Annotated in this window: 20 protein-coding genes; 11 read left to right on the forward strand and 9 right to left on the reverse strand. The window is 32.4% G+C overall.

Annotated elements, in window-relative coordinates:
• Positions 1–350: 350 nt before the first annotated feature.
• Positions 351–938 (reverse strand): flavin reductase family protein, encoded by a 588-nt coding sequence (locus F1Z66_RS08015; RefSeq protein ID WP_149863090.1) that lies wholly within the window; start codon positions 936–938, stop codon positions 351–353.
• A 182-nt stretch (positions 939–1,120) separates the two neighbouring features.
• Between F1Z66_RS08015 and F1Z66_RS08020 the strand changes: the two genes are divergently transcribed.
• The 3 genes from F1Z66_RS08020 to F1Z66_RS08030 all read left to right on the forward strand — a co-directional run bounded on the left by F1Z66_RS08020 (position 1,121) and on the right by F1Z66_RS08030 (position 3,538).
• On the forward strand, positions 1,121–1,300 hold the full coding sequence (locus F1Z66_RS08020) for a hypothetical protein (RefSeq protein ID WP_149863091.1): 180 nt from the start codon (positions 1,121–1,123) through the stop codon (positions 1,298–1,300).
• Positions 1,301–1,524: 224 nt separating this feature from the next.
• On the forward strand, positions 1,525–2,526 hold the full coding sequence (locus tag F1Z66_RS08025; protein WP_149863092.1) for a cache domain-containing protein: 1,002 nt from the start codon (positions 1,525–1,527) through the stop codon (positions 2,524–2,526).
• 796 nt (positions 2,527–3,322) lie between these two features.
• Positions 3,323–3,538 carry a dodecin family protein gene (locus F1Z66_RS08030; RefSeq protein ID WP_149863093.1) on the forward strand — a complete coding sequence of 72 codons (216 nt, stop codon included), beginning with the start codon at positions 3,323–3,325 and terminating at the stop codon, positions 3,536–3,538.
• Between the two features lie 1,029 nt (positions 3,539–4,567).
• Here the strand turns inward: F1Z66_RS08030 and F1Z66_RS08035 are convergent.
• Positions 4,568–5,629, reverse strand: a complete 1,062-nt coding sequence (locus F1Z66_RS08035) for an NAD(P)-dependent alcohol dehydrogenase (RefSeq protein WP_149863094.1) — start codon at positions 5,627–5,629, stop codon at positions 4,568–4,570.
• Between the two features lie 1,856 nt (positions 5,630–7,485).
• Here F1Z66_RS08035 and F1Z66_RS08040 point away from each other — a divergent pair.
• Positions 7,486–8,451, forward strand: a complete 966-nt coding sequence (locus F1Z66_RS08040) for a cache domain-containing protein (RefSeq protein ID WP_195907507.1) — start codon at positions 7,486–7,488, stop codon at positions 8,449–8,451.
• 2,078 nt (positions 8,452–10,529) lie between these two features.
• Here F1Z66_RS08040 and F1Z66_RS16245 read toward each other — a convergent pair.
• Together F1Z66_RS16245 and F1Z66_RS08050 are read right to left on the reverse strand one after the other, a co-directional pair.
• On the reverse strand, positions 10,530–10,658 hold the full coding sequence (locus tag F1Z66_RS16245; RefSeq protein ID WP_255437900.1) for a hypothetical protein: 129 nt from the start codon (positions 10,656–10,658) through the stop codon (positions 10,530–10,532).
• On the reverse strand, positions 10,651–13,041 hold the full coding sequence (locus F1Z66_RS08050; protein ID WP_149863097.1) for a sialidase family protein: 2,391 nt from the start codon (positions 13,039–13,041) through the stop codon (positions 10,651–10,653). Before F1Z66_RS08050 ends, F1Z66_RS16245 begins: the two co-directional genes overlap by 8 nt.
• 542 nt (positions 13,042–13,583) lie before the next feature.
• On the opposite strand from F1Z66_RS08050, the gene F1Z66_RS08055 reads away from it, so the two are divergent.
• Positions 13,584–14,183, forward strand: coding sequence for a hypothetical protein (locus tag F1Z66_RS08055; RefSeq protein ID WP_149863098.1), 600 nt, complete (start codon positions 13,584–13,586; stop codon positions 14,181–14,183).
• A gap of 1,571 nt (positions 14,184–15,754) precedes the next feature.
• Here the strand turns inward: F1Z66_RS08055 and F1Z66_RS15425 are convergent.
• The 3 genes from F1Z66_RS15425 to F1Z66_RS08065 all read right to left on the reverse strand — a co-directional run bounded on the left by F1Z66_RS15425 (position 15,755) and on the right by F1Z66_RS08065 (position 17,863).
• Positions 15,755–15,922, reverse strand: a complete 168-nt coding sequence (locus tag F1Z66_RS15425; RefSeq protein ID WP_154670519.1) for a hypothetical protein — start codon at positions 15,920–15,922, stop codon at positions 15,755–15,757.
• A gap of 46 nt (positions 15,923–15,968) precedes the next feature.
• Positions 15,969–16,154 carry a hypothetical protein gene (locus F1Z66_RS08060; RefSeq protein WP_149863099.1) on the reverse strand — a complete coding sequence of 62 codons (186 nt, stop codon included), beginning with the start codon at positions 16,152–16,154 and terminating at the stop codon, positions 15,969–15,971.
• Positions 16,155–16,804: 650 nt separating this feature from the next.
• Positions 16,805–17,863, reverse strand: coding sequence for an EamA family transporter (locus tag F1Z66_RS08065; RefSeq protein ID WP_149863100.1), 1,059 nt, complete (start codon positions 17,861–17,863; stop codon positions 16,805–16,807).
• 211 nt (positions 17,864–18,074) lie between these two features.
• Here F1Z66_RS08065 and F1Z66_RS08070 point away from each other — a divergent pair, with 211 nt between their 5' ends.
• From F1Z66_RS08070 to F1Z66_RS08080, 3 genes are all read left to right on the forward strand, one after another.
• Positions 18,075–18,257: a hypothetical protein gene (locus F1Z66_RS08070; protein ID WP_149863101.1), complete on the forward strand. Its 183-nt coding sequence runs from the start codon at positions 18,075–18,077 to the stop codon at positions 18,255–18,257.
• Between the two features lie 287 nt (positions 18,258–18,544).
• Positions 18,545–19,600 carry a polymer-forming cytoskeletal protein gene (locus tag F1Z66_RS08075; protein ID WP_159357368.1) on the forward strand — a complete coding sequence of 352 codons (1,056 nt, stop codon included), beginning with the start codon at positions 18,545–18,547 and terminating at the stop codon, positions 19,598–19,600.
• A 1,210-nt stretch (positions 19,601–20,810) separates the two neighbouring features.
• On the forward strand, positions 20,811–21,146 hold the full coding sequence (locus F1Z66_RS08080) for a cupin domain-containing protein (RefSeq protein WP_230207495.1): 336 nt from the start codon (positions 20,811–20,813) through the stop codon (positions 21,144–21,146).
• A 220-nt stretch (positions 21,147–21,366) separates the two neighbouring features.
• Here the strand turns inward: F1Z66_RS08080 and F1Z66_RS08085 are convergent, their stop codons facing one another.
• Entirely contained in the window at positions 21,367–22,767 is a 1,401-nt protein-coding gene (locus F1Z66_RS08085; protein WP_149863104.1) for an MGH1-like glycoside hydrolase domain-containing protein, read from the reverse strand.
• Positions 22,768–22,917: 150 nt separating this feature from the next.
• On the opposite strand from F1Z66_RS08085, the gene F1Z66_RS08090 reads away from it, so the two are divergent.
• From F1Z66_RS08090 to F1Z66_RS15430, 3 genes are all read left to right on the forward strand, one after another.
• Positions 22,918–23,601, forward strand: a complete 684-nt coding sequence (locus F1Z66_RS08090) for a cyclase family protein (protein WP_159357369.1) — start codon at positions 22,918–22,920, stop codon at positions 23,599–23,601.
• A 288-nt stretch (positions 23,602–23,889) separates the two neighbouring features.
• Positions 23,890–24,843, forward strand: coding sequence for a phosphogluconate dehydrogenase (NAD(+)-dependent, decarboxylating) (gene gnd, locus F1Z66_RS08095; protein ID WP_230207496.1), 954 nt, complete (start codon positions 23,890–23,892; stop codon positions 24,841–24,843).
• Between the two features lie 255 nt (positions 24,844–25,098).
• Positions 25,099–25,275 (forward strand): hypothetical protein, encoded by a 177-nt coding sequence (locus tag F1Z66_RS15430; RefSeq protein WP_154670520.1) that lies wholly within the window; start codon positions 25,099–25,101, stop codon positions 25,273–25,275.
• A gap of 3 nt (positions 25,276–25,278) precedes the next feature.
• Here F1Z66_RS15430 and F1Z66_RS08100 read toward each other — a convergent pair whose 3' ends face one another.
• The gene (locus tag F1Z66_RS08100; RefSeq protein ID WP_149863106.1) at positions 25,279–26,745 is read right to left on the reverse strand and encodes a molybdopterin-dependent oxidoreductase; all 1,467 of its coding nucleotides are present in this window, start codon (positions 26,743–26,745) and stop codon (positions 25,279–25,281) included.
• Positions 26,746–26,884 lie beyond the last annotated feature (139 nt).

A 26,884-nucleotide genomic window follows, 5' to 3' on the forward strand; every position in this document is an offset into this window, starting at 1 on the left:
GGTATATGCAATGGGATTACCTGTTAAATGGATAACATGTTAGAACCAATTAGAAATCATACGGATTACTACAAATAATATCACTATATCGTTAGTAATGCCAAATTAAATTTAGGGTCACTTTTGTTATTCATGACCCCAAATCAGATAGTTATTTTAGTAGCGATATAATCATGAATTTTCTTCTTAGCTAACGATGTGTTGAATTTCATTATTTTGGTTTATTTTTCGAACATAATATAATCAAAAAAATTGAATATGTTTATAATGTGGTAGATGGTTTGACAAGTTGAGATATCTATTGATCAAGAAAACTATATTTTCAGGAGTTAAAATCAACATAATTGATATTACCGAATTTCATCATTATCATTAGGGGTTTTCTTATATTTGTTTAAAATATCTTTTATACTTTGACGAGTCTCTTCATTAGGCTTTTCTATGGATTGCAGAGACCAATATTTTCCATTATTGTAAATTAACGATTCTTTTTCGGGATTGTGTGTTGCTTCTAAGACCTCTCCAATTAACATTACATGATCCCCAAAAGTGACCTCTTTGAACAATTTACACTCTGCATTTAATGAGGCCCCTTTTACCATCAATACGTCGATATTGTCGGCTTGAAAGAATTGAAACCCTATTTCCTTTAAAACATTAATTTTGTCATAGTCTCTACCACTATATCCTCCAGCCACACTGGCAATTATTGTCTGATCAGTTGCACATAGGTTAATTCCAAATTCCTTTGATGCTCTGATATTTTTGACTGTAGTCTTTGTAGGTCCCAAAGAAACCGCTATAAGCCCCGGTCTATAAGAAAGATGATGTGTCCATTCGCATGCCATGATATCATGACCATGAGGACCATTCGATGTTACTAGGCCTATTGATGTAGCAAATTTATTTGAACGAGGGTCACCCCAAGGTAAATCCATATAAGGGAATTACCAACAAGATTTAATAAAACCTAATCAGAATAGGCCATGTTATATATCAAATATTAAACCGTTGAATTAGTGGATAAAAAGAAATATCATTTTACAATGAAAAGTATGACGTGAGGGATATTGCACATCGTATTTCTACCTCTTGAATTGATTATTAGTATGGGTTTGATATGCATACTACCGAACCCTTGTACCATCCGGAAATTAATCCTGATAATTACATTTTCAGAATGAAACTGCGTTTTGAAGCATATTATACGGATTTTGTTGCCAAACTATCAGTGAACCTGGCCGTTTATGTGGTTACTAAACCTCATTTTTGTTTCGCTTTGACTCAGTCAAAGAACTGAATCTCATTATAATAATCATCTTTTACAAATCAGTAAACATCTTTAAATTTGATAGTAATTTACGAGATACTTAATTTAAAAATCACTTACAATTTTATAAGGTAATTTAGGTTAATTGGCATAGTAAAATTTAGATGAATATTACGAAGAATTCATTGAATTGCAATCCATATCTATTAATAATTGCCTTTTTTGTAACAGTCTCACTCAGTTATTTCTTTAATATGGAAGTAGATTTGGTTGGTGCAACTAGCATTTTTGATAAAGCAGTTAAATATCAATATCCTGAAAATGGACAAGAGGGCTTGGAATCTGATATACCTGTTCAGAACAAGACTTTTATTCAAAGTATTGATCAAGGTATCGCCAATAGTATCAATACCGGCCAAAGGGGGTTAAACAGTAATAATACTACCGAGGTTGATACCCTGGTATCTGACGATAATTCTTTGCTTGCAAATATCTTTGCTACTGATTTATTGAATCGAGTCTATCATTCAGCAACTTTGTTGGAAATAACAGCCAAGCTCCCACAGGTAAGAAATGTCTCTTTTGCTGACATACTTAATCAAACCCTTGAAACGCATCATGGGATACCTTCCAACAAAGATGTTGAAATGCGACAGTTAGCTCATAGTATTATTTCAAAGAATGGTACAGCTGATAATTTATTTGAAATATTCTATTTGATGCCTAATGGTAATATGTACATGCTTGAACCGCATTCCATACAGGGAACATTAAAAGAAAATAACTATGGATTCAGAGAATATTTTCAAAAAGCTATTCAAAACAATGAGACTTACCTTGGAAATGCAATCATCACCACAGCTTCTTCTGGCATCAGAGAAGCTGTATTAGCTACTCCTGTATATTCACTTGAGGACAATACTACTATATCAGGAGTTTGGGCGGGTGGAATTGATTTTGGTATGATAAATCACCAACTTCAATCTTTAGATCTCATAAAAGAGAACAAGAGAGTTGTGTATGTAGATGGCAATGGCGAAAAGATAGCTGATTCTGATCCCTCCAAATCAAATACATTTGAATCCTTTAACAGACTAGTTAGTTTTAAGAATGCAATAAATGGGGAAACTGGTACAGCTGTTGAATCCTTAAAAGACGGGGATAGTAATACGAGAGCGATTATATCCTATAAACCGGTTGAAGCATTTCACAATACTTGGATAGTCCTCGTAATGGAAACACTTCCATCAAATTAATCAAAAGCATTATATAGTGACTAAGAACGGATGAGAAACAGAGCGATTTTATTGACACCGCGAGTCATCATTTTAATTATTTTCTATATGTTTTCCCTTTTAATAAAATGTCACTAAATAGTACCAATTGTTCATTGTGAATAGAGCATCTCTTATACAATTAGGAACATAATAATCCAGTCCCATGACTTGAAAAGAAGTTTCTTGTTCAGTGTTATGGTTTGGGCTGTCAGTATTTTATTCCTCTCATTCATTCGGATTCCTATTCTGAACTCAGTCATGAATTCTGCCCTTTTGTATATTAAACAGATCCTCAATGAAAAATTCTTCTGAAACTTTCTGGTTGCCCTTAATCATGAGTAATTTGATGGCTTGTTATTTATTAAAGGTTCGTAACATGTCTACTAATTCACAAGCATTTGCTTAAAATAAATAATTTGCTCCTCTATCTTGAATATTTTGATTCTTCCTGATTAATAATCCAAATATCATTTTAAAAGTAAGATTAAATCGTAGGATGTTTGTCATTTGCAAGGATTACTATCTAACTTAAGGGATATCAAAATAATAAACCCTGTTTTCGACGGCATCGACAATAATTTTCTATCCATGATACCACTTGATAGTATTGATGATCAAACCTGATCAACTTTGATCACTTGCTATATTGAATTTTAAAGCTGACAAATCCATTTTTTATGGAACCAAATCTCCTGATTGATTATAAAGATTCTATGGAATTTAATCAATATTATTTTCCCTTAAATAATATTGTGCACTACTAGGTTTGATAAAAATGACTCATGTAGCAAAAGTAGTCGAAATCATAGGTTCTTCTTCCACTAGTTGGGAGGATGCTGCCCAAAACGCCATATATGAAGCCATCAAAACGGTTCGAGGAGTAAGAGGTATAGAAATAATAAAAAAGACTGCAACGGTGAATCCTGATGACGGGAAAATAGCAGAATACCGCTCCACTGTAAAGATAGCGTTTGCAGTAGAACATACATAATATATCAAATATTGTAATAAAGAAACATTCCTAATGGTGATTAATATTATTTCTTTCAAATTGTGAAAGATGTTACTAGATATCTATTTCTAGTAGAAAATATTTTTATTTACCGTGTATTAAGTTGAATTTAAATTTAGACATTATACTTACAACCTAATTGTACGATAACTTGCATCCGATACAATTTTTGTATATGTTATTTGTCATCAGTTCTACTGACAGTTATTTTATATTTATTCAAAGGAAACCAACAAGTGTCTATATTTATAGAATATGACTTGATGATCAATCTTTTGATACCAAATGAGGATTAAGAAATAAGTCAAAATATGCTTGGTTATTGAGCCATAATTACAATGTTTATTAAAACAAGATACGCCATCTATTTTCAAAGTTGTTTCAAAAAATAATGGCAAAAAAATATCTCGTCTAATTTAGATTTATTTGCAACTAACACTTTCATTTATGTGTGATACAATATGGCAGTTAATTTTTTTGAAAAATTTTTGGAATCTTTCTTTACAGTAATACTATTATATTTAAATCAAGTGTCGGGAGAAAATAAATTAATGATGTATTTGTACATGGTTGAAACAATGTCTATGGATTATTAACTTTTATTTGTATTTCATTTTTTTCGTTATTGTTATAGTCAATTTCACTTAAGGCTGAAAATTTCATTTCAGGTTCATTAGTAAATGTAGTCGAAAAGTGAATTCTGTAGTCTTGAGAAAAAGCCAATCCTCTTTTCGTAAAACTTTTAATGCTTTTCTTCTAAATGTGCAGGGTTTGGATATGTTAATATTTTTGCTTTAACCATGAAACATGATAAAAATAAGTAGTATTTGGTTTATAGTGGATTTTTTGCAGATTTTTTCTTAATACTCGTTCTATATTGTCAAGACAAATTTGCATGAATTTTTGCATAAAATAGTATCTTTTGAACTATGTTAAATAGAAATAAGATAATAAATTACAAGTAACGTTTGTTCCATCAGGAAAGGAATAAACACTCACATTCCTTTCTCATACCTTGTCCTTAAGAGATGACATGTCAATTACAAATCGGTATTTCACGTCGCTTTTTAGCATTCGCTTATAGGCTTCGTTTATATCCCTTATTTTGATCATTTCTGTGTCTGCTGTTATGCCATGCTTCCCACAAAAGTCGAGGAGTTCTTGAGTCTCTGCTATACCACCGATATCAGAACCTGCTATTGACCTTCGCCCCATCAATAGTGGAGTTGTGTTTAACGTGGATTCCAGGTTGCCTGGAAATCCTACGAGCACTAGGGTACCGTTTACCGATAATAATGGTATATAGGGATTGAGCTCGTGAGTATATGGAACAGTATCTATGATTAAATCAAATTCGTTATTTATCGCGTCCATCTGTTTAGTATCAGTTGAGATCACTACTTTGTCTGCACCTAAATCATGAGCATCATGCTCTTTACCTGGAGATCGTGTAAACAGTGTTACGTTTGCACCAAGCGCTTTTGCTAGTTTCAAAGCCATATGGCCCAGACCTCCCAAACCTATAACTCCAACATTTGATCCCTTGTCTATTTTCCAATGACGAAGTGGTGACCATGTGGTTATCCCTGCACATAGTAACGGTGCAGCACCCTTTGGATCTAGGTCTTTAGGAATAAGTAATACGAATTTTTCATTGACTATTATTTTTTCAGAATATCCGCCAAATGTTGGCATCTTATCACGTCGATCGATAGAATTGTATGTGAATGTCGGACTATCCTTACAATACTGTTCCAGCCCTTGATTGCAAGAAGAACATTTCTGACACGAGTCAACCATACAACCAACACCAACAATATCATTAGGTTTGAACCGATGGACGTCTTTACCTGTGTCTATAACTCTGCCGATTATTTCATGTCCTGGGACTAAAGGATAAATGCTCCTTCCCCAGTCGTTTTGGATGTAGTGTAAATCCGTGTGACATATCCCGCAGTAAAGAATCTCAATAACCACGTCATCAGCACGTGGATCGCGTCGAACAAAATTATATGGAACTAATGCTTCTTTTGCAGACAGTGAAGCATAACCAAGTACATTAGTTGTCATTTTCTTTTTTTATCTTCCTTTATTATCCGAAAATAAGATAATATTTAAATGATATTGTTAATTTGGCTTTTAAAATGTGCAAAGTTCAGAATGTGTTCGTGATATCTTTTAATTCTGACAATCTATTGCATGAAAAGCAGATCAAATTTGTTTTACATATTGCCAAACTCCACTATGATTGATAATAAGTGATACAATGCCAAATTCCTGGTTTTATTTTAACCATATTTAGTTATCAAGCATGACCAAAAAATCCATGCGCCCAAAAACCGGTAGCTATGTGATAATTTCAAAAATATTCCAAAACAAATATCAAAAGTTTATCATCTTCAAAAATATATAAAACTCCGTGATACTCAAATTCCTGCCCAAGTTGGATTTTTAAGACAATGACGTGAAAATTTTTAATTAACCACTTGAAATCAACTTGAATTTCTTTTATTGATCGATATCAGGCACTTTTTTCATACTGCTATTCTAAATTATATCCAAAGTAAGCCGTCGTCAAACCTCTTGCTGGATAAATAGGGTCAAAATTACCATTTTTTGAACAAATTAATCTTTGGAAGAGAATTTAAGATTAATATAACTTTTTAATTCTTAAAAATTTCTAAGGGATTTTGCGATTTGATTTTATCCTAAATATATAAAGAGGGTGCCGACCTATTCCAGATTTTCAACATATTTGATGCAGAAAAAATGATTTCATATCCAAAAATATTAGGTACAATTCTCGCAGTTGGACTTCTAACACTTGCTAACATCTCAGTTCTTGACTGCCAAACAAACATTGCCGATATTGATTATCTGTTAATTAATGCATTGTGTAATTTGTAAATATATTCAATCCTTTTAATCATAATAATGCTAAAGCAATAATCCCCAATAATTTTAATTATGGTCCTTCAAAAATTCCAAAAAAAAGTTCTATATTTGATCTCTAAATATTTCATCAAATTTAGTAATTTTATAAAGGCAATTCGGATTAGCACATTCAAAATGCCAATCACCTTCTTCGGTTACCTTAGCTAGGTTTTGGTTCAAGAAATACGGATTTGTAATTTGATTCTTTATAAATGATTTAAAGCTATCCTTCTGTTGACATTTAGGACATCCTGAATCCTTTAAACAGTTTAGCAAATATGTTATTGTGCCATTGAAATTCATGTCACTGGTTATACAATGGCATTTTTAGAGGTTTCTAATTACCTGGACTTTTGACTAACAACATGGATGTCGAATATTAAAAAAAGTTCAGGAGAGACTTCCTATAAATAGCAAACAAGATTTCCCGAACTTATAACACCTTAAAATAAAAAAAACGGCTCACCAAATATTACATATATCAGCACTCCTTGCAGCGGGAGCACATCTGCTGTTAGCGTGTTAATCTTGATGGTACAAGTATGAAATCACTAAACCCATAACCTGAGGAACTTAGTCTAATAGAGCATTTGATAATCTTATCATCTCTTACAGGAAATTAACTATTATTGTGTTACATACTAGATTCAATAATAGTTGCCTGCTTGACCAATATATTATTTTGAATCGAAGCATAATGGTCAAGGAAACAAAATTAGATTATATGATATTTAAAAGGTAACAATATCAATATGGTTCTGTATATTTTCCTAATAAGCATCAGAATCTTATTTACTTGACGATAGATATGAAGGAGAAGATAATTACGTGGTTTTGAAGGAGGTAGATTAGTGACCAAGAAAACCTTACTATTACAACTCTTCCATCCATGGCAGTTCTTTTATATAATAAGTTGAGTAAACATACATTAAACAATAATACAAATTATCCTTATTTACTATGAAAATATTTTCTAATCAATGATCGTAAAATTGAATATTATTTTATTCTTTTCCGTATTTCTGCTAATTGGATTGGTTACTTTGGTTGGACACTTTGTTCCAATCGCAAACGCCTTGCCCACAAGTCAGATAACACAGGTAGAAAATACCATTTTTCTAGGCAACAAGGTTATGAATAAATCCCAAATAAATGAAGTTTCAAATTCTACAATTCTAAAACAATTAGGACTTTATCCAGTTTATCAGCAATTGAATAATACCATAGCAAGTTTGATGGCTATAGCAGAGAACCCTCTAAATGGGTTCATTTCCTTTGATAATTTTCCTTTGGTAGATCTTACAAATGAGATGAAAATGAGGTATCATGGTATACCTAGTGACCAAGAGATAGAAAAGAGAGATTTGGCCAAAGATGTTTTAGCCAATAACAAAGCCCTGCTAGATATAAGCTTACTTTTACCAAATGGAGATCGTTATCTTGCTGAACCATATTATCCTTATCAAACGAATGGCAGTGTATTTAATTTTGCACATCGTGACCATTTTAAGGGTGTAATGGAAACTAATAAACCGTATCTGAGCGGTGTTTTAGAGGCTGTAACTACAGATGAACGAATTGCAATACTTGCCAGCCCAATTTATTCGGATCTGGAAAATCAAAAATCAATGGTAGGCATACAAATATTGACACTGAACTTTTCTTATTTTAATAATTTGCTACAATCAGCTATTCTGAGAGAGGGACTGAACAATACCCTAAGTAATGATACCATGGTAATTGTAGACTCTAATGGTACAAAAATAGCAGGATCATTCTCTTCTAGCAATGATAATAAGACAGAATTTGTGGATCTTCAAAGCTACAAAAATGCCAAGGATGGTAAATCAGGATCTCTGGTAGAAAATATCAATGGAAGAAGTATGACAATTTCTTTCGCTCCGGTTGATATTGCCCAAACGAAATGGATTCTGTTATCCATATCTCCTAACTATTAAAATTTTTATCGGCCTATTACCTTCCTTATTTTTATTTATTAAAATATAAGATCATTAACCAAACACAAACCATTTTTGACTGTATCGAATCTGTGGATATATTTATGATTTACATCAAACCTATAACAATACTGTCTTTTTATTTAACCGTTTATTATATTGGTATTTCCGGTGACTGAATCCGCATACCAGTGTATAATAAATTTAGTATGCAATAATAAGAAATAATTTACATTGATATCATTATATTAATTTATATTCGGTCTAACTAGACCTTTCCAGTTAAAGGATATTACTTACTATATTTATTCTCTCTTTTTTCATTTTGTCTTTATCTTTTATCGTTGTTCTTCCTGCAGAGACAGTATAAGAATCTACTTCACTATTAGGTTAATTATTGGTTAGACTAGCATTCCATTTTTTTATTGGAGCTAGGAAATGGTGCATTTGTGTATATTATGTCTAAAATAATGATATACTAGATGTATTTCATTTCATTTTTTTCTATTAATTAATGGCACCGCAAATTCAGGCATCAAAGTAATATACTATTTGATTATATTTTACCCCTATATTAAAAAACCCATTGTATCTCTTGCTGATGATTTTGGCACTGAAAGTTTGGCCATCTGTTTGATTACTTCTGTTTAACTAACTGTAAATAGGATTAATTTAAAATTTGTGGTCTCGATTTTAATACTCTGTTAATCTAGTTTTCATTTCATAGTTATGATGAGGGATAAATCTGTCATCCAAACCCCTTCCATACTTTAACTTCTAATTCTTTAATTTACAGCATGAAAATTAATAGTAAAAGCTTTAAACGCTGTAATCGAAATATTGTGTCATTTTCTTCAATAGGCACTTTTACAAGACCGAATTATTATAATTATTGGAATCAAGGACTTTCAATTATATGTTAAGACCATACTTTAAGTAATGTCTTGTCCCTGTGATAATTTCTGGATTCTATATCTTTTGGTAGGGATTCATCAGTAATTAGGCTGAATTCACATGAAAGATCTGGAATTTTATCTTCTAATATGTAGCGGTTATTTTCTTTTATGGAATGATATTTGCGTATCAAGTCCAATAATTCACATTTTATACACATACATGTAATATCCAAAACTAATATATAGATATTGTGTTTGCAAACCAATTATTAGCATAAACAAATTTCTTAGCTTTTTATGATTTTAGCTGGTTGTATCTTCTCTTAGTGTATATTTTCTTTTTAAATAAATACTATAGATTTTTGTATTGTAAATAAATATTACATCCAAAACCCGATGTGGTTCTGAAAGTATAATGCGATAGATGTTGGAAGCATTATTTCCAAAACGCAAAATACAATATCGCTTAACTACTATACCTTAATCAGTATTTACAACCGTATTTGTCCTTGTTTGAATGGGTAAATCCAATAGCACTTGGATTGTTTACCATAATCATAGTAGCTTTAAACCCTTTTAAACGAAGATTTTGGTCTGATCACAGATTCAGAATATCAAGAATACGAGCATGAAAAATATAGAGAAGTAATTGATAGAACTTGTCATTGACAGTGAATCAACAGTATACCTATCAAATAATTCACAGATCTTAATTGAAATGGCGATAGAGCAAAGCCACCTCTTTACCCTATTCGAAACCACTGCTTTAACAGAACTGAATTTTGATAATGGAAACTAACCATACAAAAAGTCAAATCACCGCCTGTATTTTTTTAATTTTTTTTGATCAATACAAATTCTATTGAGAAACCGCTGGTTTTTGCCAGGGTTTCAGCAAATTTCTTTCTAAACAAGAGTTGAACGACAAAAATCAGTCAATTCTTTAATACAAGGTATCGAATTGATACTTGATAATAGAAACTATATGATGATAATTGATTTAGACTATCTGTTAAATTTATGTATTTAAAAATAAAATGATCTTGGTTAAATTTACCATTATAGGTACTTGTCACCTATGCGTATATTTTGCCATTGATATCCAGGATGCAACACTACTACTTGGTTTGTTGACTGTCCTTGGTGTGTAGGCAGTGGATACCTATTTCCTACGTTAATATCTCAGCCTGATTGTCCACTCGCATTCTTTCCGGAATTTTCTTGAACATTCACATTGAAGTTGTTATCCAAACCTGCTATTCCTTCCAAATCTAAAACAAAGGTGCTAGTCGCACTTTCGGGTTTATTCAATCGTAGTTTGATTGTTAATAACATATTTTAATAAAATGCTATCAAAAAAAGTGAGAAACCTGCTATTGTTTAATAAATTTTCAGTAGGATATATTCCCAATCCTATTACCTTTCCCTTCTCAAAATCATGCTCATACGTTGCAATTTTAAAGTCATTGAATTGACCTGGCTGTGAATAAGGGACTGTTGCATTATAATCTAGTATAATAAGGACGTTGGGATTGGTGATAAACTGTTCTTCATGTTTTACATAGCCAAATGGATTATTCCCAAAAATAACGTTCGAAGCCAGAGCATAATTGCTACCTGTCCAGTTGGATGTGTCTGCTATCCACCTTTCTTGAATAATACTCTTCCATGCAGTCTTACCATTATATTCCCAATTATGTCCTTTAACTAGGGTTATGCTATCCGCATTGTCGTCATATGATACCTCTGCATACAAGGAATTGCTGTACATAAGAATTAGTATCCCCCCATTTGCAACAAATTGTTTGAGATGATCATACTCATCTTGTGTTACATATTCTTGATGCCCTAGAATTAAGATGTCATAATTATCTAAATTAATCTTACTGTTCTTTAAAACGTATCCATTATGGATATCAGCATCAGAAAGAAAGGAAATATTAGCATTTGGAATCAACCCCGAAATATGATTTTTAAGACCATATTCATTAATATCAGGCTGTGGATCTTTTTCTAGGTTCGTTGTTAGCAAGTTTAAATAATTTGTAATATTTTGGCCATATAAAGAATTTAAGTAAAGATTGTAAAAGATGTAAAAAGCATTGTTGTAAGCAGCATTGGTAAAAGTTGGTTCAACTATTGCAATACTAACATTTTTGAAAATATCCAAAGTGTTTGCATTACTTTTGGTATCGTCATCAAAAGTATCTGGTTGTTTATGATTAGTTGTCTCATACAATATCCAATTATTGCTTAAATTTTTTCCATTTTTAATGTTGAGCTTTATATTTTTATTATCAACAGTGGGTATATCGATATTAAGAAAATAAACCTCATCATTTGAGGTTGATTTGCCATTTACCAAGATAAACAATCTATTATCTGTGTCCGATATCTTGACTTGAGGATCAAAGTAGTCTTCGTTATCGTGGTACAATGCTGGTCCTTGGTCATACACTGAATAATTACTTCCATTGAGTGTAACCTTTTTTAAAACAATGGAGGGAGTTTGAAGTATATTTCCCTGAGTCCAAGCAACAAAAATATCTTTATTCACTGAATCAAAAGTTGGATTGAATGAGTCTTCACTATCATTGCTTAAGTTTACCTTGTAACTACATCCTTTTGAATAAGTGCTGTTAATAACACAAAAATATATATCAGCGTTTTTGTTTTGGTCTTTTTCTGTCCATATTGCAAATATTTCGTTACCCGAGGACTTAATCATTGGTTGAATAGACCAACCAGTATAGTTATTCAGACTAATGGCTTCTTGGAATGTTTGTCCAGAATTGTTGCTATACCTGAATATTGTATCGGTGAGCAGTGGAAATCCTTCTGAAACAATAGTGCCATTGGTCCAGGCAACAAATACATTATTCTTAGAGGAGGTAATTTGTGGATCAAGCGAAATCTTTGAATTAGTTGTTAAATTGAAAGATTTTTCAAAAGTCTTTCCACCGTTGTTGCTTTTTGCGAAAGAAACTTCTACCCGCTCTTTTTCGGTCCCTTTATCATATATGGTTACCCATGCCATGTACACATTATTTCCGGAGGTAGTGATCTTTGGAAAAAATGAAAGGGGATTGTTTTCGCTTAGTTTTATAGGTTTTTCAAAATCTTGTCCTCCGTTATCACTCTTTCTTATTATTATTCCATTAGAAGCGTCATGCCATGTTACATATACTTTGGGCGAATAAATAACAAATCCTTTTGTGTTCTCATTTGAAATTGCTATTTGAGGAGTCCCAGATAATCCAGTATTGTTTCCCAAGTTTATAGGTTTTTCAAAAGTCTTTCCACCGTCGATACTTCTTTGGAAGTATATTTGTCCGTTGCTGTCTGGAGATTGTTCCCAAATAACGTAAACATAATTATCGGCTGATAAAACCTGATGATCATAAATACCTGTAAAATTCCTTCCCAAGTTTATAGGTTTTTCAAAAGTCTTTCCACCGTCGATACTTCTCTTATAAAAGAGGTCTTTAGCTCCAAATGTATCATCTAACCAAATTACTGATATGTTGTTTCCTACGACATCGAATTTAGGTAGTTCTGAATGTCCTTTATTTGAACTTATATTAACCATAGTATGGATTTTACTTTCCACATTGTCAGTATCCATATTCTTCAAAAAATTCTCATTTAGATTCGTCTGATTGCTATCACTCCTGCCTCCGGTAAAAAGTGACATCAATGAGGACTCGGTGGAAAATCCAAAAGGAATAGATCCAACATAATTATAGATTTGATAATAGATTAACAGCAGAACAAATACAAATATGAGATTAGAAATTTTCAAACTAATTATTTAAGGTAACGAAATAACGGTTATATATGCTAATTCTTCGCAGTTTGTGCTAAATCATGTTTTCTCAAAACATTCTTCAGAACATACGACATATTAAATTTGTTTTACATTTTTGTCAATTTCTAATATTTCAGGTTTAAGAATGCTTTGTCAGTAATTTGCAATAATATAGTTGTTTTAATTTTATATTACTTTCTATGATTCTACTACTTGTATGACCTTCCATCATTTTCTAGGGTTGGAGTAAAGGGATATAGAGAACATAAAAATGGATGATGTGGTTTATCCAGTCAATCGTATCCTAGTCAGGATGTTTTAATGCAACGATGAGTCAAAATTTGGTTCGAATATCAATACTCCGATACCTGGTGCAGCAACGGATAAATATTTTATATCTTTCCCTTTTAGATTGATTGATGAAAATTATGTCTTGCTCTTTTTTGGTTTTAGCAACAATATTGACTATACATTTTTTGTTCTTATCAGAACAGGAACTAGCGTATTCGAAGCAACATCAACAAGAAAAAAACATTTCATTGAATTTAAACGACATTCAAAATACCAACTTGACGCTCGGTAAGCCAATTTATGTGGAAAACTTTAAAGTTCCGGTGTCTTCAAGTGGTGATGGAGGCGATACTACTGCTGATGTTGCGAACAGCAGTTTTGTAAACAGCTCTGGTAACCCCATATTTTCATTTAAAGGAAATGGAACTTTAAAAGATCTGAAAATATCTGCTAGCGGTAGCGGTATTGTGGTTCCAAGAGATGATGGCACGAGTTCTATAACAGGAAGGGCAATGTTTGTATCTCAAAATGGAAGTGCCAGTTATGCCTTTGAGGATATCGCAAATACTGTGGATAATATAACACAGAGATTGGGTTCCGCATTCTTTGATGCCAATGCAACTGGAAACTTGGAGTTTCTTAAAAGTTCGGTAGGGATTTATGAATCATATGTAGATAGTAGAAATGGACAAGGAATATTTGCTATGTGGGGTATCAACGGATTTACAATTAATTAAAAAAAATAATCCACTACTATCAACTTTTTCATATCATTATGCGGAACTTAGTCCTCGCGCGCACAAACTAAGTGATCATATATTTGATATTGATATGTAAATAATCGGGATTGAACTAATTTCTAACTCTCATCAAAATAATTCTAAATCTATTCATATTGAACCATTTCCATTAGGTACATTGATCAAAAGACAAGATTAATAAAATTTTCTCGTCATCTTCATTAGCGCGTGTTTATTATTGTTACTACAATACTAGATAACGTCATCCAATTAATAATTCAGTGAATATGAGAGGTTAAATCAAGGATACAAATTATCAATACAACTGATATCCTTGTTTTAAGACTCTTTACTTCAATCCAAAATTTCATAAATATTAATTCAGGAACCAGGATGTATGTTCTTCATCTAAAAAGGTTAAAGCCCGTGAATTATCTTAGTTGTATCTAAAAAGAAACAAATGGATATATTCGTCAAATATACTAACCATTTCATCTCGATTCTTTGATTCTGTTTGCATATCGGAGTTGCATTTATTTAATTATGGTGAGAAGATTTGTCTAATTGATCTACTATTTTTAGTATTTCCTAGACTTTTCATGAAGATTTTGATAGGGGACTAATTCTCTGTCTCTTTACTTCTCTAGTAAATGCTGAAATGAATAACAAATGAATAGTATTACAAAAAAATAGGGACATGTTGGAATCATGACTTTTTTTATCTCAATACAAAGAATGGTGGCTCGAATACAACCTTTATCAATAAAAGACAGGGACTTGGTATTTCTCTACCTATTTACTTGATTACTTGATTACTTTCTCAAATTCCCCAAATTGACCTAACTTCCTAATATCACTAATCCTATGGAGAAAGTATCTTTGATGCAGGACCCGATGTAGAAAGGCTATGTACGGGAGGATTAGATGAGAATTTTTATTCAATTGGCAAAGTGAAAACTGCATATTAATATACAAAAGTGTCGGTCAGAACTAGTATCGTCTGTTAACTAATTCACTAATTCACTAATCCACAAGGTAATCAAGTGGTCCAAACTCTGTTAGCCAAGCTAAAACAAGTAAATTTTCTATCAACTTTGTTTAAACCATTTATAAAGCTGAGTTAGTATAGATATATTAAGGAAAATTAATTAAATAAATGTGTCGCAAGTGACACAACTTTTTTGTTTTCTTTTTCATAACAACTAAAGCAAATATTCATATTCATATTCATACCCGAGGTCTCACTATATGCTAGCTGCAGGTTACAGTATGTTTATATATGTGTAATCATAGTATTTAAAGGTTTTTATACCTGATTGGACTCTGTTAACTAAAGCGTTAATCATCTCTGCGTTATGATGATCCACAAATAGATTAGATTCAACCAGTTTCTTACATGCTTTAGTTTACAACTCTTCTTTCCACAAGGAAAGTAATCATCGAAACATTCGGTTCTGTCCTTGATAGACTGCATAGTACTTTCAATAAGGCTTTTCTCTAGAGACGAACGGACGTGATGATCCATTTTGGAAAACTCAAATGCTTGTGGATATCATGTACCACCGCCATCAGTAGATCCTGGATACATGCTTTCCATAATCTCTTACGACCCCTGACAGAAACCTCTCGGCAACAAACATGTTTCTTTCTTGAGTTATATTTTGTGCTAGAATTTGATGACTTTCTGGCTCAATTGCTATCCATAGATAGCAGATGTATTTGGAACCAACTTTCATCAAGGTTTCATCTATACAATGAATTCTGCAATCTTGTTTTTTCTCCTTAACTTTGGTCTTTGAGATCGGTATTTCTGAATCTAGTTCCAGATTGCAACATGGATTCTCTTGACTCTGTGTGTAATAATAACAATGCTTTGACAACGTTTCTTAACGATAAACCAAGAAAGTACAAATACAAACCATAGTCAATGAACTCTGAAGAAGGTGTTCTGTTTCTTTTGACAACCATATGGAAATAGGGCATCTTCAAGCTATAGATTTTTCGTTAAGTTAACAGAGCCCATGATTGCCATCGTCAAAGTTTAGGTAATCCAATCAAGATTGACCCTATCTCAGTGAATAGAACCAATCAAAGTATTTCTTGCAACTGAATGACATTTTATTTTAATTCAAAAGGCATTTGAACACCTAATATGCTGAAAAATTTGTTAAGCATGATGAAATCATAGTCAATGCCAGGAATATGTGACATAATGGTTAGAGTATTCTATAAGAAAAGATGTTATTGCATAGTAGGTGACTGTAATAATTTCTCTTTAGAAATGGCAATATGATTTTTCAAAAATTTATTTATTATTTCTTGCAATGCAAAAAAAAGAATTCTATAACTGGAGGAAGCCATTTTGTATTGTTATTTTTATTGTTAAATTCAAATGATATGGACTCAAGGTTTGAGGTTGTGTATCAATAATAATTTTATGATTTAGTTTCTCATTGGCTGTCATAAATTGTTTGACCTTTTTAATAGTCGCAACAGACTCTATTACAGCAGGGATCTTAATTGCGGTTAACCCTTTTTTGTTTTTTTAGGTGTTAGAATAGGGCAATTTTTTAAGATACAATCGGCCCAGCCATGCTATAATTAGATAATTTATTTGCCTAATGGTAATATCTGTTTGATTTAGAAGCAAAATGATCCGATGCATGAATAATGAAAATTCCAAGAAATCCCATGATACATCCAAAGGTAGCTAAAAATATATTTTCAGGCAAATGGCTGGGATATCCCAATCCTTTTAAAAGTATTTGAATGGCAAATATCATTATGAAATTAGAAGAGCCTATTGTTGCTGTAAGAGAGGCACCAATTCTACGAAGACCAATTACATAGGATAAAGAACCAATGAATGGAATTAAGGAAAATAAAAGCAAGATAATTATATTTCTATGTATCGACAATAATTCGATTTGTGAGAATGATTTCTCCGAGTATGGCATTGTCGTTGTGAACATTGTATCATATAGTAATGGAAAGATCATACATAACACAAGAATGAGGCCGGCAACAAACATAGATGCACCTGCAACATGAATGGAAGGATATTTTGTGACTAATTTTCCAAGAAATAGTACACCAGCTGCAAAACCTACGGCCGAAAGGATTGCTTCCAAATCGCCAAAGCTAAATAACGAAAGAATTAGGGGAAAAGGCGAATTGGTATTAACCTCCCCAATTGGATTAGATAAATTTACATTGTAAATATCATCAAAAGAGAAATCACTTGCCAGAGATAGGAAGAACCCTAGTGATCCTATACATATACCAATAATATGGAATTTATTTAATCGTTCTTTTAAAAATAGTCTTGCTAAAATGACTATCAGGATAATTTCAATCGGCCCAGCTATGAGGGCCTCTTTTGATGCCCCTATACGATTTATTGCGTCATACCACATAAATATCCCTAACGATAGCGATAGGGATGCCATTAGAAGTGGTTTCCAACTTTTAGTAAATAATTTAACAATATCTTTATAGGTTTTAGTAACAATACAAGCTACTACTATCAGCATTAATCCAGAAAGTGTTATACTTGTTGACGAAAGTACAATAGGAGATATTCTAGCAAAATATATTGTGAGATACTCGATAATGACTGATTCTAAAGAGAGTGCAAGAGCATACACAAAAACAATCCATGATTTATAAAATAACAAAAGAACATTCCTTTATAGTATTTGTCTTATATATTAGGCATTTCATTTTCGTAAAAATATTGAGTCATAGCAGAATCATATTGACTCCTCCTAAATAATCTTTTAATCAAATGTTATAAATTAAAAGTTGAATCTATTTGCTATGCCAATAGCAGGAAAGTTCTTCAGGGGCTTGTTGGATTAACTTTAAATGATAAGAAGAGAAGAATAATTGTATCATTTTGGAGAAGATCCAAATGAAGAGAGTCCTATTGATTTTTTTGGTGTTAATAACCTCTCATTAGACAGATGTGGTTTGGACTCTCCTGAAATTTCGGTAAAATCTGGATCTTCATCTATTCTTTCATCAATATTTCTATCTGTTCCGTTTCTACAAATTTCATCAAAAATTTAAGATATTTACTTGGTTACTTTGCAATTTTATGACCGTTTTGAATCATTCATGAATAAGTGGCATGATATGTTTGTGGCTCTTCCGACCCTACTTCCGAGTTTTCTTACGGTGTATTGTAGAGATTGCATACTTGCTGCTTTAATATTGTGGGACCCGATCCTAATGAGGACTTGATCCTCCAATCCGGGTTCACATGCATATTATAAATAGCGGTTTATAGAAGAAGTTGGTTTAAATATATATTATTCAATGAAATTATGTTGATTAGAACTTGGTTTTTAAATGAAATGTCACAAAATGACAAAACATTTAGCATGATATTATTGTCCATTTTTTGCATTACTGCTTTGGTTGTGTTGCCATATATTGTTCATGATAGTTCCTTTGCTTTACAAGTTATATCGGGTGATCAGATTGCGATAAGGGAACCAGTTCAAGATGAAGTCATGATATTCGGAGAAACAGTTTCAATTGATGCACCCGTGAAAGGAGCGATGGTGTTTGCTAATAATATTTATGTTAATGCATTCATAGATGGTGACCTACTTGCGGCTGCAAGATTGGTGGAAATAAATTCTAATGTTACAGGTAAAATAGTAGCTGCAGCAAGCGATGTAGAATTATTTGGAAAAACTACAAATGCGATAGTGGCAGCTAATAGCATACATTTTGCAAATACGTCTTCTATTACCAATGATGCATACGTTGCAGGAGCAACTATAAAACAAGATGGTATCATATCAGGGCAATTAAAAGCAATGACTGACAATTTCGTTAATAATGGTACTGTAGGAGATTTACAGGTAATAAAACAAGAGTCCAATCTGCAAGATGCAAAAGGCTGGCTGGATCTATTTAATTTCTTACTTGCTATAGGATTGGGTATCTTGGGTATTATACTTGTCAAATTATTCCCAAATCAGTTTGATGCAGTACGATCAAGCATGAAAAAATCAGTCATAAAAAACACGGTCGTCGGATTTCTATTGATTATTTTGTCTGTAATAGTGATAGTGCTGTCAGCAGTAACAGTAGTTGGAATTCCCGTATCGGTTTTTGGATTGATGATTTTACTTGTAGGATTAATGCTTTCGTCATTGGTAGTGTCTTTTATTATTGGAAAAAAAATTCTCGAGTTACTGGGACAAAAGTCGTCTAGAGCTATTCACAACATTTCGTCTTTTATAATTGGATTTGTCATACTGAATCTTTTATACATCATTCCTGTTCCATATGTTGGTCCTATAGTTCAGGTGATAGTAATTAGTGCAGGATTTGGATCTATATACTACGCTATTCGAAAAAGTAGATCTCCTGCTTTTGAACAGAATGTAAACACATGAATTTATTTTGTGATCGACCCTATTGGCCGATGCTTTACATACTACACTTACAAAATAAATGAATATTATAACTATACAAGACATTGTGGTAGGAAACATCTTTCTCCTAATCCGTTTCTGGAATTCAAGCCCATATGGATTATTGATGAAGTCACTTCCTTTCAATCAAAGTGACAAATCAATTAGTAAATACTTTTGGAGAATTTCAAGAAATGGACTATTTGTGCCCGGTTTATATGTATTAAAGTGCATCACTTTTCTACAAAAAAAGGTCTGTTTGGTTACTTACCAATGGCCAACTTGGAAATACAGACAAAACCGAATATTGGTTTGAAGAATTCATCAGCCATTGCTAGGAATATGTAGATAATGGCATATGCTTTACCACTTTATTTATGAAGGGTGGAAAACCTCTTGTATATTGGTTTAAAAACTGAAAATCAATCTGAATCCATCAAACATCTTCAATATAATCAAACAAGTAGTTAAAGAGAAGTTAGAAAATACTTTAGTTTTAGGACAAATTTGGGTGAATAACTACAATACCTTATTCTTACCTGGTATTTATGGTCTAGTCTGAGATTTGAAAGAAGGGTTTTATAAGTAGGGGGAAGGTATTTCAACGACAAAAAAAGTCATATCTTCGGCTTGTTGTGGTGCAACAAGTTTATTGCAGTCTCCTGACTTGGACAACAATTTCTCTACTAAAAACAAGAAAGTAACTAGATTTGCTAATTCGTAGGAGCAAATTGTCAAGCAAGATATGGGTTTTTTTGTTGGAAGACAAGTTGAAAGAATTAGAAGACAAATTTGAGAAAACTGAAAATTTGATCCTTTGTTGTGGGTGATAGACAAATTATGACAGGTCAAAATCCTGCCTCTGTTTTTCCAGAAACTAAAAAGTAGTCGAGATTTTAAAATAAAAATAAAAAAATAGATATGTTTAAAATCTTTGCATTTTCTAATATTGGTATAAACCAATTATCTGCATAATAGCTAATGATTATAGTACTGGATTAGCAAAGGCCATTGTTTCTTTAGGTTGTAATTTATTTAAACGATTATGAGGGTAAATCAAAATCATTTATTTTAGAATATATCTATTAAACATTTTCAACATTCAATATCTTGTATGATAATAAAGAGAAATTGGCGAGAGGTATATCCTACAATAGCTCATAAGAGCGGCATAGATTGGAGGTTACTTACGATGAATACTAAAACTATGGGCGATATCGACGTTGATACTGATCCAATATTCCAATGCTTAAGATCTATTACATATGTTTCCTTGGCTAGACTTCAACCAGGTTTATCGTATAAAAGACATATACACCAAGACCATGAAGAATTGTATTATATATTCCATGGTAAAGGAACAATCAAATTAGATGACGATACGGCAAATTTTAGAGATGGAGACATTTTATACATTCCACCAGAAACAGAACATACTATAATCAATAATGGAGAAGAAATGATCGAATTCTTGGCATTTGGCGGTTTTACTGGAAAAAAAGATGAAGGATCTTTAAGATCAACATAAGTCCCTTACAAGATACAATATTTTCATAACATAGAATATACCGGCTAGTAAATTCTAAAATGTGTCAATTTAATTAATCAATAAATCTATTTTAAATCAATCAATTTGGCTAGTAAGAATTTAGCCATTTGTTTACCGTGGCTTACTATATTAGAGCAAAATTTGAATAATATAGTTAGATATTGAGAGGTGTATAATATCGTAAAGTAGTGTGTACCTCTTATGGTGGGATACCAATTCCTTTGTTCATTAACATATCAATAACTAAAGATGCAGTCCATGAAAAATCTCTCCCACCTAAACCTTGTCCTTTATAAGGGTCATAGTATTCTCGAAAACCATGGTTTTTGACCAATTCAAATACTCCTTCTTTTATTAGATTTGCCTCACTGAAATAGCCATATTTTTGGAGTCCTAACCAAATCATCCAATTAGTGTTGATCCATACTGGCCCTCTCCAGTAGGTAATTGGTTTGAAATAAGATACCTCAAGGTCAGTACTAGGAATAGTTGGAACATGACAATAACTTCCTTCTCCACAAAAATGAGCGTGAGTTATCCATCTAACAATTACTTCTGCTTCTTCTTTGGATAATAATCCTGTATATATTGGAATAAGTGAAGAAATTGTTTTCTTCTTTATTGATTTTTTTTGAATCAGATCATAATCATAGAACAAACTTTCTTCATTTGAACCTAATTTTGCTGCCGTATTATTTCTGCTATCGGATGAATTAAAGAAATATTTGTGAAAGTTTTGTTCGGTCCTTGACAACCATTCATTTATTTCCTTTAGATCTTCTCCAATTATTTTCGCAATTTCAATTAGAAATTTATTTGCAACATATAAAATAGAGCTAAATACGATATCTTTTACTTTAAAAGGAAAAAGTTCATAAAGTTTTTTTTGATCATAATCATACTTTTTCATTAATTCAATTAGGTATATGAATCGGTCATACTCCCAATTACTGGGAATTGTATCTGCAGCATCTGGCCCTCCTACGGCGATGATATCTAATCTCTTGAATGCCGGAAGATCCTTTACATTTATTCTTGACATGGGTTCATCCCATATGGGAGAATCGTCCAGCCCTGATTCCCAGGGATGAAATATAGTCACAAGACCCGATCTTTCTGGATCTCTATCGGTCATTAAGAATCTATGAAAAAGTTTTAGTTTAGGATAAATTCTTTTTAGAAATTCTATAGATCTAGTTTTGTCTGTTGAATTGATAAATATGTAGTAGCAAGAAATTGCATGCACTGGGGGTTGTGTCATCCCTGATGTTCCTATAGTCGCGGGTGCATTCTCAGACCTTTTTATATCATAAAAATCAGCAGCCGGAAAATATGTTCTCTCCTTTTCATTAAATACTATATGAGGGATCATACCATTCTTCCACTGTGCATCATAGAGAAATTCAATCTCTTTAATAGATTTCTCAATATCCGAATATGAGTTACCTATCGCTATAAAACCTGCGTCCCAACTCCATTGGTGAGGATAAAGCGTTGGTGAAGGAATGGTAAATCTTCCATTCCAATTCTTTTTCAGTATTTCTTTTGCTTTATTATATAAAATGGTTTCTTGTTGTTCCTTCTCTTCCTTTGAAGTCACGATTCTTACAACCTTTTAATAAGTCAGATACATGACCATTTAATAATTATACTATTTAATACCATCAACAAGTTATAGGGGAAGACAAACAATCTCTATTGTATTAGTAGAATAGTATAGATTTTTTAGCCTGTAAATAGAATGTTAAACATGACTGTAAAGATTTCTGAAAAAATTTATGATATTAGTCACACAATAAGTAAAGATATGACCGTATATCCTGGAGATCCTGAACCGGATTTTATGCCTTATCACACGAAAGAAAATGACAATTTTAATGTTACTAAAATTATTATGGGATCTCATACAGGGACACATATTGATGCTCAAACCCATTTTTTAAACTATGGTAACAGTATTGATAAAGAACCTCTTAATAAATTCATAGGAGAATGCATCATAGTTGATTTTTCTAAAAAGAAAAAAATTGGTGAAGGAATTACAGATTCTGATTTAAAAAGTTATTTCGAATCAACAAAAGTCAAAGAAAACGACATTATTTTGCTTTATACTGGCACAAGCAAAGACTGTTATTTGGGACATATGGACACCAAACATAATTTTACATTTATAGAGCCACCTGCAGCACGGTGGATCGTAGACAATAAGATAAAATGCGTTGGAATAGATACAATGAGTATTGAAAAATACGGAACAAAGGATGGGGTTTGTCATGACATACTATTGTCTAATGGGGTTGGAATAATAGAAAATCTTAATTCTAACCTTGAGGAATTGTGTGGTAAAAGAATGTTCCTCGTATGTTTACCATTATCATTTAAGGGTATAGATGGATCTCCGTCTAGAGCTATACTATTTGATATCGATTATTGAACTAATTTGAATATTATGGTATTATCTCATTCCTATTAATAATAATATCATAATTCTTCTATTTATCTACCTGGATCATTAAAAATTTTTTCCTAATTCTGACCGTGTCTATTTTTTCTTTTTGATTAATTTTTTTGGGGTCTCAATATAGTTGTCGATTCTATATTTATTTGATAACTTGCCTTATAGTTTTTAATTTGTCTAATGTTTGAAAGTGCATTGATCTACGATTAATAAAATAACAATCTATAAACTAACTTAAATAATATTACTTTGAACCTGTAATAATTGTCAATTAATGAAATGAAGTTAGGTATTGTAGGGTTGGGCAAGATGGGTGGAAATTTATCTTTACAGGCAATTGAAAAAAACATTTCTGTAGTAGGCAAAGTAAGAAATGGTAAGCCAGAGTTAGAAAACCAAGGTGTTAAGTTAGTTACTGATTATGATTCATTTTTTTCTTTTTTGGGTAACCCTAGAGTTATTTATCTTTCTTTACCAGCTGGCCATACAGTAGATGAAGTGATAGGAGATCTCTTACCATACTTAAACCAAGGTGATGTAATACTGGATGGTGGTAATTCATTTTATTTGGACTCTATTGAAAGGGAAAAAAGATTGTATAAAAAAGGAATTTACTTTCTTGATTGTGGCACAAGTGGGGGGATAGATGGTGCTAGACATGGTGCATGTTTTATGGTGGGTGGCAGAGATCAAGGAGTAAGAATAGCTGAACCTTTTCTAAAGAAATTAGCAATAAATAGTGATGGATTTGTACATACAGGCGCACCGGGAAGTGGGCACTTTGTAAAACTTGTGCATAATGGTATAGAATTTGGAATGCTGCAAGCAATAGGAGAAGGTGTCTCATTACTCTTGGAAAAAAATGATTTCAATCTGAATTTAGAAGAGATATTTCACAATTGGTCGAATGGATCAGTTATTCGAGGATGGTTAGTTGAGTTAATGGAAAAAGGACTAAAAGAAACCAATTTCAGTGAAATACAAAGTTATATCGAAGATACCGGCGAAGTCAATTGGCTTATTCAGGATGCAATCAATAAAGAGATTCCAATTCCTGTAATTTCTGCATCAATAATGAGCCTTTTTAGATCTCGTATCAAAGATATCATTACCTATAAAGCTATTGCATTAATGAGACACGAATTTGGCGGTCATCCTTTCGGAAAAAATGAAGATATAATAAAAGAACGATCTACAAGCAGGATTACTAAGATATAGTATATCTGTATTTATCCAATAAATCTGGCAGTGGATCTAATCTTTTTTGATGCCATACTAAATAAGTTCTTTGCTCCAATACAATTAAGCATCCATTTTTTATCATAACTATCTGAAAGCAGTTATACCAAAAGTATTCCAATTGAAGGTAAGACTTGATTCATATGGAGAAGGTCGTGACAACTATAACCAGGAGGTTTTTAAAATTAGAGTATTATATTCATGCTTCTTTTACTACGTGGTGATTAGGGCTAATTGAATGTATCACACATCTTGTCAGAAATAGAAAAACGAAACCCTGCAATTGCTTTCTTTGTGGAAGATATAATTGCAACCCAAGGATGTAAGGAAATGACGAGAATTTTTTCAAACTATAAGTTAGAGTATAAAATAAACCCGTTGAATCAAAAAACCTATGCTCATAAATATTAATAATTATATTCCTGCACCTAAATCATAATACATATGATCTTCTCGATGCCCTCCATGTCCCATTCCAATGTGCTTGTAATCTGATACAAATTCGATAGATTTTATCCATTTTACCATTTTATATCCAAGCTGTGTTTCTACTCTTAATCTAAGAGGTGCACCGTGAGGTACATCTAAAGGATTGCCATTCATTTCATATGCTAGTATAGTCTGAGGATGTTTTGCAAGTTCCATAGGTATTGCTTCATAAAATTGATACCCATTCGTATATTGATAGGAATGAAAGACAATATATTTTGCTTGAGAAAGTGGCTTACATACCGAAATAATGTAATCCATAGATAAACCACCCCATTCTCCTATGGCAGTCCATCCTTGAATACAAGAATGTTCTGTAATTTGTGTTTCTTTTTTTAATTTATGCAAGTCTACGAGTGAAAGTTTGATGGGATTTTCAATCAATCCATTAACATCCAGATTCCAATCGACAAACTTATTTTCTAATAGTTTTTTGTATTCATCTGTTTCTGGAGGGTAGCCGTTGACTCTAAAAAAAGGTGTTACTTCTGATTTTGAAAACTGCTGTCTTGATACAGCCTTTCTAAATAGGATACGTCTGAAATATTCTATTAAAGCACCTAGTTTAACCTGTACAAATCTGGGATTCCTAAGTGAAATGGCGGTAGCCCAAATATTGACCGCTAGAACTATGAGAACAAAAAGTGCAAATATTCCGATAGCAATACCTAGACTTGTAGCATGACCTAAGAAAATATTGCCCATGTTTTGTGAAAAATCAGATAACATTACCATGGCTATATGTATAATTATAAAAAGAACAAATCCTACCATTCCTAGAAAGTGTAGGCTGCGTGCGACCTGTCGTCCCCCAAATATCTTTGGATATTGTGGAAACCTAGCACCAATAGCAGGAGACATCGCAGCACCCGTTGCAATCATAAAAGGACCAAGTAAAAACACTATGCTAAAATATGTTAACTGTTGTATCGAGTCATAAGGATTGCCATAAAGATTGAATTGAAAACTTGCATATAAGGTTAGATCATGAAAAGCGTCTGGAAATATTGACCATGACGTAGGGATAAGTCTTTGCCATTGGTCGCTTGTAAAGAGAAGAATATAATACGCGACACCATTACCAATCCAGAAAAGGATTGAAAAGAAATGCCAATGTCTTCCCATTCCGAGATTTTTATGACCTGGAAGGGATATCCACGAGGGAAAGGATTTTTCTTCTTCAAGAGAAATCCATACTCTTTTCTCAAAACTAGGTAAAAATTTCTTTTTTGTAAATTTTATCCATTCGGTGCCGGGCCTTGCATGGTCATTCCAATATAATTTAGGAAAGGCACTAAGTATTTCTATACCGCTACGTATCAGCAATACTATAAATATTAAATTAATAAAGTGAGCAAATCTCAGCCAGAATGGAAAATCATCTATTACCATCAGAAATACCTACCGGGTAAGATAATCTATATAGAGTAGTTTTAAGTTCTCTTTATCAATATTGGTTACTTTTAATCTAAAAACTCGACCAAAAGTGGATGTGCTGTGAGTCACATTGCATTTCATTTGATGTTGATAC

It is taken from the genome of Candidatus Nitrosocosmicus agrestis (genome assembly GCF_008389435.1).
GTDB classification, from domain to species: Archaea; Thermoproteota; Nitrososphaeria; order Nitrososphaerales; family Nitrososphaeraceae; genus Nitrosocosmicus; species Nitrosocosmicus agrestis.